The organism is Protofrankia sp. CiP1_Cm_nod2 (assembly GCF_920664355.1).
Taxonomy (GTDB): domain Bacteria; phylum Actinomycetota; class Actinomycetes; order Frankiales; family Frankiaceae; genus Protofrankia.
On record NZ_CAKKTL010000058.1, the window covers coordinates 4,395 to 15,494 of the forward strand.

An 11,100-nucleotide genomic window follows, 5' to 3' on the forward strand; every position below is an offset into this window, starting at 1 on the left:
CGGGGTTGTCCGGGCCGTCGGTAACACTAGGGTGGAATCGCTGGACGCAGGAGGATCACGGCGATGAACATCAGGAAACCGTCCGAAAACAAGACAGAAAAAAATGGAAGGAAGGCGGCGGCAGCGGCCGGGCCGCACTAGTGTCGTGTCAGCCGACGCGTGCCCCGCCACCGCGCGGGCGCCCTGGTGGCATTGCCGGAATTCCTGGGCGGTGCTGCCGCCCGGCGCCTCCGGGCGCCTTGTCGGAGATATCACCTGGAGACGATGGCCGAGGTGAATACTGGCCGAGGTGAATACTGACCGACACGGAACCAGGAATAACGAACAGGTACGGCGGGACCGGTGAGGCCCGGGCGGACGCGGCCGCCCACCGCGCGCGGAAAACATGACCGCGCGTTCTCCGGCTGTCCGGGAGACCGCGGGGCAACGGCCCCCAGCCCGCCCACCTCAGAGCGAGGCTAAGACCCTGCTCGGCCCGCCGGGGGACCCGGACGGCTGGGGGCCGGCGGCGTCGGCCAGCTGGCGCAGGCCGTTGATGATCCCGTTGACGATGTCGCCGAGGGCGAAACTGGAGGTCATCGTCAGGACGGCGAGCCCGGCGGCCTGGTCGGTGACACGCCGCCTGGCCCCTCTCGTCGTCTTGATGTGGACGAACCGTTGACCGGGAGAGACCAGGATGACGACGGCCGGGTCGCCCGGGCGTGCCGCCAGGTTGGCCAGCAGCCGTTCGGCGAACAGCTCCGGGTCGTCGTCGACGGCTCCGACCCGGACGGCGAACCGGATGCCGGTGCGGGCCTGCGCCGCCGCCCGCGCCCGTTCGAGCCGGTCGCGCTGCTCCCAGGTGAAGGGCTCACCAGGTGCCACTGGCACCGCCCGCGCCGGGTGAGGCCACGCGCGGGTGCTCGCCTTCGGCGGCGGCCGCGGGCGGATCCCCGACCCAGACCTCGTCATGGTTCCAGGAGCGCCCCGGCCGGTAGCGGGACGGGCCGCTGCCCCGGCTCGACAGCAGCGTGAGCCCGATCGCGACCAGGAACCCACCGATGATCGTCCCACCGTAGACAGCCCAGGCCTCCAGCGGCGTGAGCGGATCGGGACTGTACCGGTCCCCGATGTCCTGCGCCAGGGCGGCGCCGCACATCGCGGGAAGCGTGAGAAGAGCCAGCGTCACGACGGTGAGTACGCGGCGGGTGGTGGTCAGCCGAGGACGTCGACGAGTCACGTTGCGAAGGTTACCGGGTGATTGGCCCATGGTCGCCTGAAACCGCGTCCCGGCGGCACACCCCGTCGCGGCGGCCCGGCCCAGCCACGGCCCAGCCACGGCCCAGCCACGGCCCAGCCACGGCCCGATCGTGACGCAACGTAGCAAAGTATATCACCTTCTGTCGTTATCGACCGCTGTCACCTCTGGTCGTCGCCGGCCTCGGCCGCTGTCACACCTGTCACACCTGTCGGGCCTGTTCCCGCACCTGGGCGAGCAGCCCGGCCAGGCGGTGCACCCGCGGGTCGGCCCGCAGCCGCTCCACGGTGACGGGCCGGCCGTCGGCGTCGGTCACCGGCAGCCGCCAGTTCGGGTACGTGTCCACGGTGCCGGGCAGGTTCGGTTGCCGCAGGTCGCCCAGGGCGTCGCCCGGGGCCGCGAGCACGATCCGTGCCGGCGAGCGGACAAGCAGGCCGTGCAGGGCGAAAACGGCCTCACGCAGCACCAACGGGTCAAGATCGTCCGTAGCGGTAAGCTGCGCGGTCAGCAGGCCCTCGGCCCGCAGCAGGGCGATCAGCGCGTCCCGCTCCTGCCGCCATGCCCGCAGCTCGGCGTCTGGGGAGTGACGCAGCAGGCCACGGCGGGCCCGTACCCGCACGTGCGCGCCGGTGAGGTAGCCGGCGACGGTGGGCAGGTCGTGGGTGGTGATGCTCGCCATCGCCGGTTCCCGCCAGCGTCGCGGCGGCAGCGGCTCACCGTCGGCGTCGCGTTCGAACCAGGCGACGGTCGACCCGAGCACCCCGGCGCGGGCCAGCCTCGCCGCGACCGAGGACTCGACCGTGCCGAGGTCCTCGCCGACGACAAGCGCACCGGCCCGGGCCGCCTCGAGCGCGAGCAGCCCGAGCATGGCATCGGCGTCGTAGCGGACGTAGGTGCCCCGCGCCGCGGAGTTCCCGGCCGGGATCCACCACAGCCGGAACAGGCCGAGGATGTGGTCGACCCGGATGCCACCGCCCCGGCGGAGCACGGCGGCGACCATCTGCCGGAACGGCGCGTAGCCGGTCTCCGCCAGCCGGTCGGGCCGCCATGGCGGCAGCGCCCAGTCCTGGCCCTGCTGGTTGAACCCGTCCGGGGGCGCGCCCACGGTCGCGCCGACGGCGAAGACGTCCCGCAGCGCCCACGCGTCCGCGCCACCGGGATCCACGCCGACCGCGAGGTCGTGCACGATACCGACGGTCATCCCGGCGTCGCGGGCGGCCCGCTGCGCGGCCGCGAGCGCGGCGTCGCAGGCGTGCTGCAGCCAGCGGTGGAAGGCGACCCGTTCCCGCAGCTCGGCGCGGGCGGCGGCGACGGCGGGGCCACGCGGGTCGCGCAGGTGCGCCGGCCAGTGCCGCCAGTCCGGGCCGTGCCGCTCGGCAAGAGCGCACCAGGTCGCGAAGTCGGTGAGGCCGTCGTGCCCCGCCGCCGGCTCGTCCGCCGGCTCGTCCGCCGGCCCGGGCCGGGAGACGCGGAACAGCAGTTCCAGGCCGGCGAGCTTGGCCTGCCACACCGCGTCCCGGTCCAGCAGGCCGACGCGGTCCACGCCAGACCCGGCCTCCCCCGCTTCGTCCCGCCCCGGCCCGGCATCCGCGAGGCCACCTTCCCGCGGCCCGGCATCCGTGAGGCCGCCGTCCCGCGGCCCGTCCGCCGACGGTGGGGTGGCGGCCCCGGCGCGGGCGATGGTGGCGAGCTGGTCGACCCGGGCCCGGGTGGCGGCGTCCGCCCGGGCGTATTCGGGCAGGTCCTGCGGACGCAGGTACAGCGGGGAGGCGAAACGCCGGCTCGCCGGAAAATACGGGGACGGCTCGACGGGGAACGTCGGGGCGGCCGCGTGCAGCGGGTTGACCAGCAGCACGTCGGCACGCCCGCCCTCCTCGCCGCCGGACCAGGCCGCGAGGCCGGCGAGGTCGGCGTAGTCGCCCATCCCCCACGAGCCGGCCGACCGCAGCGCGTACAGCTGGATCATCCATCCCCAGGCGCGGCCGGGAACGGCCCCGGCCGGGCCGGGTACCGCGTCCGGCACGACGACGAGCTCTGCCGTGGCCACGACGGCACCGGCCCGCAGCCGCAGCACATGATCACCCAGTGGCAGGCCCGCGGGCAGCTCCAACGGGACGCCGAGGAGTTCCTGCCCGTCGACCAGCCGTTGCCCGACGGTCTCACCCCATCCGGTGAGGTCACGGCGCCCACCGTCCGCAAGCTCCAGTTCTGCGACGGGGACCGTGCCGGCGGGCACCCGCACGATCACCGGCGTGGGCGCGGACCGCCGTACGATCACGCAGGCCGGCAGCGGACGCCGCCACGGCGCGTCACGAGCCGCGGCCAGGGCGGCGGCCGGGTCCGCCGTGTCGACGTCGAGCAGGCCGAGCACCGCCCGCACGACCCGCGGGTCGACGGTGACCTCCTGGTCGTCGGCGTCGATGTAACGGGTGGCGACGCCGTACACGTCCGCCAGCTCCGCCAGCGACGGGTCGATGCCACCGGCCCGGGCGGCACGGCCATTCCCCACAGCCTGCTCAGCGGCACCGCTCCTGGTACCGCCGCCGGCGCCCGTGCCGCTGCCTGCGCCGGTCCCCCCGACGGTGCCGTTCCCGGCAGGGGCGTCGGAGCCGGTGCCGTTGTCGGCGCTGGTGTCGGTGCCGGTGTCGCCGTCGGTGCCGGTGTCGCTGTCGTCAGAGGCCACGGCCGAATCCTCTCGCCCGCCGGGGCCCGCGGTCGGACGCTCGGGCGAACCCGGACGGCCCCGCCGAGCTGATCGCATCCCAACCGCCGGGCGGGCCCGCGCCACTGCCCGCGTCGAACAGCCCGCTGCCCGCGTCGAACGGCGCCGACCACAGCACGTCCTCGGGGACCGGCAGGGACAGCCGCAGGCGCGCGCCCCCGCCGGGGCCCTCCTCGGCCCGCACGCTCCCGCCGTGCATGGCCGCGGCATCGGCGACGATGGCCAGGCCCAGCCCGGAGCCGGGCAGCCCGCGCGCGGACGTGGCGCGGTAGAACCGGTCGAAGACCCGCGGGCGGTCCTCCGGCGCGATCCCCGGGCCCTGGTCGGTGACGACGACCTCGCCGTTCCCGACGGCCACCAACACCTCACCCTGCGGAGGGGAGAACTTCACCGCGTTGTCGAGCAGGTTCGTCACCGCCCGTTCCAGCATGTGCGGCCGCCCGTCGACGGGGGACGAGGCCGCGGTCACCACGATGTGGACGTTCTTCGCCTTGGCCCGCCGGCGTACCCGCTCCGCCGCGGCATGAACGATCTCGGTCAGGTCGGCGCGCTCCACGTCCTCGGGGGGAGCTTCGTCGCGGGCCAGCTCGACCAGCTCGCTGACCAGCCCGCTGAGCTCCCGGATCTGGGCGTCGACGTCGCGCAGCAGCGCGTCCCGGTCGTTCGCGGGCAGCGCGCGCCGCGGGTTGGCCTCGGCCCGCAACAGCAGCTCGATGTTGGTGCGCAGACTGGTCAGCGGGGTGCGCAGCTCGTGGCTGGCGTCGTCGACAAGCTCGCGCTGACGGGCCCGGGAGGCCTCCAGCGCGCGCAGCATGCTGTTGAGGCTGCTGGCCAGCCGGGCGATTTCATCACTGCCAGTGACCGGTATCAACGCGGACAGGTCCTGGGTGCGGGCCACCTCCTCGGCGGCGGCGGCGGCGGCGTTCACCGGCTTGAGGGACGCCCGCGAGATCAGCCTGCCCAGCAGCACCGCCCCGGCCACCCCGGCCACACCCACTCCCAGCAGGATCAGCCCGAGGGTGCGCAGCGTCTCGTCGACGTCGGCCATGGGCCGGGCCAGCTGGATCGCGCCCGGTGCGCGGCCGGGGACGAACAGCAGCGGGACGGTCGCCACCCGGTACCGCGCGCCATCCACGGTGACGGTACGCACCTGCTTGTCCGTCACCCCCTCGGCCACGGCGAGGTCGGCGTCGTTCACCGGCAGTGTCACCGACTGGCCTGCCCAGGTGGCCGTGCTGCCGTCCGCGAGGATGATCTGGGCCGGCAGGCCGAAGTTGGATCCGGTCAGCCACCGCGGGCCGCGGGCGCCCGGCGGCATGCTCGGCATGACCGTCCGGGCCGCCGCCTGGGCCTGCTCGGTGAGCTGGTCGTCGATGGAGCTGTTGAGCACGATCCCGGTCGAGGCGAGCGCCACGCCCGCGACCACGGCCACGACGGCGGCCACCGCGACGCCGATCAGCAGCACCATCCGGTTACGCAGCGACAGATGGCTATGCGCGAAGCGCCGCCGCCAGGATGTTCCGCCCGCGGCGACGGCGCGTCCGGGACCGCCGCCTCCGGCCGTCTCCACCGGCGTCCCCGGCTGCCATCCGGTGGTGTCCGGGCCGGGCCTGGCACTCATCCCGACCGCGCCGTCACACCGCCGGTCATGCCGTCACACCGCCGGTCATGCCGTCTCCCGCAGGACGTAGCCGACCCCACGGACCGTGTGCAGCAGCCGGGGCTCACCACCGGCCTCCAGCTTGCGGCGCAGATAGCTGACGAACACCTCAAGGGAGTTCGAGGACGGACCGAAGTCGTAGCCCCACACCCTCTCCATGATCGTCGAACGTGACAGCACCTGGCGCTGGTGGGCCAGGAAGAGCTCGAGCAGGTCGAACTCGGTCTTGGTGAGGGTAAGATCGCGATCGCCGCGGGTGACCTGCCGGCTGCTCGGGTCGAGCCGGACGCCGGAGAACGTCAGCACCGACGGCCGCCCCGGGCCGGCGGCGACGGAGTCCGCGGACCCGCCGGCGGCCACCGCGGCGGCGCTGGCCGCCCGGGCCGACAGCGACGCCCGGCGGGTGAGGGCACGCAGCCGGGCGAACAGCTCCTCCAACGCGAACGGCTTGACCAGGTAGTCGTCGGCCCCGACGTCCAGGCCGCTCACCCGGTCGGCAAGCCCGTCACGGGCGGTGAGCATGAGGACGGGCAGGTCGTCACCGCGGGCCCGCAGCCGCCGGCAGGCCTCCAGGCCGTCCACCCGCGGCATCATCACGTCGAGCACGACGATGTCCGGCCGGTCGCGGGTGACGGCGTCCAGCGCCTCGGCGCCGTCCCGGGCGGAACTGACCTCGTAGCCTTCAAATCGCAGCGACCGTTCGAGGGACTCCCGGACCGCCGGCTCGTCGTCGACCACCAGTACACGCACATCACACAGTCTGCCCGGCCCGCACCGCGGCGGGAGCCACCGCGAGCAACTCTCAGCTTCGCCTACCGTGATCCTTATCAGCGGTTCAGCTACCCCGGCACATCGCCGACGTCCCGGCTGGCCAGCGACGGCACGGACGGGGCTGGCATCGCCTGGAAAGCCCACCGGGCCGGGGCGCACGCAGAGGAAAAGCCGGATCGGGCCGGGACCCGGTTCAGTGCGAGCCGGAGGTGCGGCCGGACGACCGGCCGACCGGTGAGCGCGCGGGCCGGGGCAGCTCCGCGATGGGCCCGCTGTCGGTCGCGTTGGCCGCCGCCCGCGGGTCGGAGCCGCCGTCCTCCTCGCCGTCGGCGCCTGGCCTCTTCTCCTCCTCGTCATCGTCATCGACCATGACGACCTCGCTGCGCTGGACGCTGCCGAGCGCGATGCCCTCGGCGTCCAGCGCCGCGCGGAAGCGCTCCCGCAGGGCGCGGGCGATCTCCCACTGCTTCAGCGGCTGGGTCTTGACGATGACGCGCAGGGTGTAGCCGTCCGCGGTCATCGTCTCCATCCCCCACACCTCGGGTTCTTCGAGGATGGCGGCGGCGAACCGCGGATCCGTCCAGAGCTTGTCCGCCGTCCGCTTGAGGATCCGCTTGGCCGTGGCCACGTCGGTGTCGTAGTCGAGCGGCACGTCGAGCACTGTCCGTGCCCACTGCTGGCCTTTGTTCCCCACCCGGGCGATCTCGCCGTTGCGCACATACCAGACGGTGCCCTCGACGTCGCGCAGGCGGGTGACACGCAGACTGACCGCCTCGACGTTCCCGCTGACCGGCCCCACGTCGATCACGTCGCCCACCCCGTACTGGTCCTCCAGCAGCATGAACATGCCGGCCAGGAAGTCCCGGACGAGGTTCTGCGCGCCGAAGCCGACCGCGACACCGACGATCCCGGCGCTGGCCACGATCGGCGCGAGGTTGATGTCCAGCTCACCGAGGACCGTCACGAAGGCGATCCCGAAGACGATGATGGACGTGATGCTGCGCAGCAGCGATCCGACCGTCTCCGCGCGCTGCCGGCGCCGTTCCAGCAGCACGGCGGGATCCCCGAAGGCGCCCAGCAGCACCGTGCGCCCGGAGCGCAGCAGTCCTCCCGAGCCTCCGTTGGAGGCCCGGCGGGTCGTCCGGATGATGAACCGGTGCAGCAGCGACCGGATGAGGAAGGCCGCCACCAGGATCAGCACGATCTTCAGCGGGGTGCCGACGAAGACGTTGGCGCCACCGGCGAGGTACTGGCTGTGGGTGACGTCGTAGACCGTCCGGCACAGCACCCCGGGCCGGTCTCCGCAGGCGTTCTGCAGCGCGTCCCTGAGCTGCTCCAGGCTGGGCGCCAGCGGGATGTCGGTCGGCACCGGTACGGGCGCGCTCACGGACGCGGCGGGCGACGGCGCCGCGCTCGACGCCTGGGCCGCCGAGGGCAGTAACGACCCGAACGACTGGGCAAGCAGGGACGGGGAGTTGGCCACGGCCTTCAGTCAGCTCCTCACACGTGATCGGTTGTCGAATGTTCCGATGGACGTCCCCCGGGGATCCGGCCGCATCCAGTCTTACCGGTGGCCGCCAGCCGCTGGACGAGGGGGCTGGCCCCCGGTTATGACGTGGCGACGACGATCTGTCACACTGAGCTTGTGAAACGCGAGCCGAGCTGCGCGGTGTGTCAATGATTACCCGACGACAATCGCGAACCCACTCGCGTTCGGGGCTCGAAGGCGGTTGACTGTCTCAGTGTCACCGGTGGCTAGCTCGTGACGGCCGCCATCCGGTAGGGCGAGGAGGTCGGCGCGTGACAGAGGCGCTGGTTCTCAATGCCACGTATGAACCATTATGCGTGGTCTCACAGAGGCGTGCGCTGGTGCTCGTGCTCACCGAGAAAGCAGTCATGGTCGAGCCCGGGGACAAAGTTCTCCATTCGGCCACGTACGCGGTCGAGGTGCCGGTCGTCGTGCGGCTGGCCCGCTTCGTCCGTGTACCTTACCGCTCGCAGGTCCCCCTCACCCGCAAAGGGGTGCTGGCTCGGGATCATCACCGTTGCGTCTACTGCGGTGCGCCGGCGACATCGCTTGATCACGTCATCCCCCGCTCCCGCGGGGGCGCACATGTATGGGAGAACGTGGTGGCGGCCTGCGGCCGCTGCAATCATCTGAAAGCCGACCGGGCAGTTGCCGATCTCGGTTGGCGGCTTCGCACGGCCCCTCGGGCGCCGAGCGGAGCCGCTTGGCGCATCCTGGGCAGCCGTCGGATGGATCCGCGCTGGTCGCGCTATCTCAGCTCCGACGGCGACGAGGCCGCATCCGCCTGATCCCCCCGGGCGGACGGCCGGCCCCGCCGGGTGAGGCGTCCTCCCGGGGCGGCAGCGTCCCGTCAGGACGACGCCGTCCCACAGAGGCGACCGTGTTCAAAGGTGACGGTGTCCCACCGGGGCGACGGTGTCCCACCGGGGCGACGGTGTCCCGTCAAGGTGGCGGTGCCCCGTTGGCATCGCCGCTCGCCGGGATCGCCAGATCGAACCACACCCGCTTGCCGTCACCGGTGGTTTCCACACCCCACCCACGCGCGATCACATCGACAATCATCAGGCCCCATCCCGACTCCCTGTCGTCACCCGATGTCCGGCGGCGAGGCATCCGGGTCCCCTCCCGATCATCGACGCTGACCCGTAGCCGGTCCCCCTCCTGATGGACGCGTAACACCAGATCGCTGCGGGCGTGCAGCACCGCGTTCGTCACCACCTCGCTGACAAGCAGCAGGGCGTCGTCCGCGACAGCGGCGAGACGCCGCCCGGTGAGGACCCGCCCGACCACCGAACGGGCGCGGACAGCCGATTCGGGCTCGGCCGGCAACGCCACGTCCACCAGCGCCGGCCGGGACGGATAGGTGGTCATCACCAGCAGCGCCGTGTCGTCGTCGGTCTGCACGGCCACCCCGGATGCGGCCAGGCACCGGTGCAGCAGCGTCCGCGCGGAGCCGGCCGAGGACACCCCTATGGGAGACGCCCCGGCGTCCCCCGCCGCCGCGCCCCCCACCGCGCACTCCGTCGCGTTCTCCATCGCCTTGGCCAGCCCGCGGCGCAGCCGGTCCATGCCGTCCTCGAGCGGGCGCCGGCGCGACTCGACGAGCCCGTCGGTGTACAGCACGATGCCGGAGCCGGGCGGAAGTTCCAGCGACGTCTCCGAGAACATCCCGGTGCCGCCGACGCCGAGCGGCAGGCCCGGGTCGAGGACCAGGTAGTCCGGCTCCTCGTCGGGCATGACCAGCAGCGGTGGCAGATGCCCGGCGTTGGACACGGTGGCCCGCCGGGCCGCCGGGTCGTAGACGATGTACATGCAGGTCGTCAGGTGCAGCCCGGGCAGCGAGTCCACCACCCGGTCGAGCCTGGTGAGCAGCTCGGCCGGCGGCCAGTCCTCCAGCGCGTACGCCCGCAGCGCCGCCCGCAGCTGCCCCATCACCGCGGCGGCGTGCAGGCCGCGTCCCATCACGTCCCCGATCGCGATCCCGACCCGGCCGCCGGGCAGCGCGATCACGTCGTACAGGTCGCCGCCGGCCTCCGTCCCGGCCGTTCCGGGACGGTACTCCATCGCGATCTCCACCCCGCGCAGCGCCGGCGGGTTCTCCGGCAGGAGCGAGCGCTGCAGGGCGAGCGCGGACTCCTGCTCGACGCTGTAGAGCTGCGCGTTGTCGAGCGCGGCCGCTCCCCGCCGGGCCAGGTGCTCGGCAAGGCTGATGTCGACGGGGCTGTACCCCCCCGAGCGGCGCAGCAGGGTGACAGCGCCGAGCACCCGGCCCTGCCCCGGCATCGGGACGGTGATGGTCGGCCCCTTCAGGAAGTCGGGGAAGGGCATGTCCGCCACCCCCGCCGGGGACATCCGCGCCATCAGCTCGTCGGTCAGGTATGGCATGTACCAGGTCTGGCCGGTCCGCAGGACGAGACCGGGCCCGTCCTCGCTGTCCAGCGTCGGCAGCCGGGAGGGGAGGAAGTCGCGCAGGAAGCCGGCGGTCCGGCTGTCGCGGTGCACGATCGTGCCGAGGCGTGCCCGCTCGTCGTCCCGGAGGAACACGATGGCGCCGTCACCGAGCCGCGGTACCGCCAGCGCCGCGATCATATCGATGATCCGCTGTGGGTCGAGAGAGCTCGACAGCACCAGCCCGGCGTCCGACAGAAAACTCAGATGTTCCAGCTCGAGCCGGCCGGGGACCCGTTCGTGGGGACGGCCCAGGATCTGGCGCAGCGGCCAGGCCCCCCGCCCGAGCCCGGCCAGGACGGCCGCGAGCCGGCCTGCCGCGTTGTCGGCACCGGCCGCGCCGCGGGCGGCCGGACCACGGCCGGCCACGCTGCCCCCACCGACACCGCTGACACCGGCGCCACCGCTGACACCGGCGCCACCGCCGTCGCCACCGGCGTTGGCGACGGACCTGCCGCTGAGCGTACGGCCGCTCAGAGCGCCACCGAGGCGTCCGGTTCGGTCATGCACAGCCTGCCGGACAAGCATGAACGGATTTCGCACACCTTTTGAAGTCAGTTGATAACGTGCCGTCACCTCCTCCACCTGGCGAAGTCTAGTTCGGTTATCGGATACCGTCGCCTGGCGACAGGCTCCTCAACACCCGGCCGAAGGCGGTTCGATCATTCGATATCCCGCGTCCGGAAGCCATCCCTACGATCGCCGGAAGGATCCGACGACGTTCGACAAGGTTT

Annotated in this window: 8 protein-coding genes; 1 reads left to right on the top strand and 7 read right to left on the bottom strand. The window is 72.9% G+C overall.

What is annotated here, in order from left to right:
- Positions 1-447: 447 nt before the first annotated feature.
- From NBW84_RS08830 to NBW84_RS08855, 6 genes are all read right to left on the bottom strand, one after another.
- Positions 448-864 carry a DUF5130 family protein gene (locus NBW84_RS08830; protein WP_250283500.1) on the bottom strand — a complete coding sequence of 139 codons (417 nt, stop codon included), beginning with the start codon at positions 862-864 and terminating at the stop codon, positions 448-450.
- Positions 851-1,219 carry a hypothetical protein gene (locus NBW84_RS08835; protein WP_250283502.1) on the bottom strand — a complete coding sequence of 123 codons (369 nt, stop codon included), beginning with the start codon at positions 1,217-1,219 and terminating at the stop codon, positions 851-853. The genes NBW84_RS08830 and NBW84_RS08835 overlap by 14 nt, the downstream gene beginning before the upstream one ends.
- 220 nt (positions 1,220-1,439) lie before the next feature.
- Positions 1,440-3,920: a 4-alpha-glucanotransferase gene (malQ, locus tag NBW84_RS08840; RefSeq protein ID WP_250283503.1), complete on the bottom strand. Its 2,481-nt coding sequence runs from the start codon at positions 3,918-3,920 to the stop codon at positions 1,440-1,442.
- Positions 3,910-5,580 carry an ATP-binding protein gene (locus NBW84_RS08845; RefSeq protein ID WP_250283505.1) on the bottom strand — a complete coding sequence of 557 codons (1,671 nt, stop codon included), beginning with the start codon at positions 5,578-5,580 and terminating at the stop codon, positions 3,910-3,912. Before NBW84_RS08845 ends, malQ begins: the two co-directional genes overlap by 11 nt.
- 45 nt (positions 5,581-5,625) lie before the next feature.
- Positions 5,626-6,369 carry a response regulator transcription factor gene (locus NBW84_RS08850; protein ID WP_250283507.1) on the bottom strand — a complete coding sequence of 248 codons (744 nt, stop codon included), beginning with the start codon at positions 6,367-6,369 and terminating at the stop codon, positions 5,626-5,628.
- A 214-nt stretch (positions 6,370-6,583) separates the two neighbouring features.
- Positions 6,584-7,873, bottom strand: a complete 1,290-nt coding sequence (locus NBW84_RS08855; protein ID WP_250283508.1) for a mechanosensitive ion channel family protein — start codon at positions 7,871-7,873, stop codon at positions 6,584-6,586.
- A 317-nt stretch (positions 7,874-8,190) separates the two neighbouring features.
- Here NBW84_RS08855 and NBW84_RS08860 point away from each other — a divergent pair, with 317 nt between their 5' ends.
- Complete coding sequence (locus NBW84_RS08860) at positions 8,191-8,706, top strand: HNH endonuclease (protein WP_250283510.1); 516 nt, start codon at positions 8,191-8,193, stop codon at positions 8,704-8,706.
- A gap of 154 nt (positions 8,707-8,860) precedes the next feature.
- Here NBW84_RS08860 and NBW84_RS08865 read toward each other — a convergent pair whose 3' ends face one another.
- Entirely contained in the window at positions 8,861-10,876 is a 2,016-nt protein-coding gene (locus NBW84_RS08865) for a SpoIIE family protein phosphatase (protein WP_250283511.1), read from the bottom strand.
- Positions 10,877-11,100: the final 224 nt, after the last annotated feature.

Coding starts and splice junctions, on each gene's coding strand:
- NBW84_RS08845 (WP_250283505.1), bottom strand. CDS start 5,580: ATGAGTGCCAGGCCCGGCCCGGACACCACCGGATGGCAGCCGGGGACG.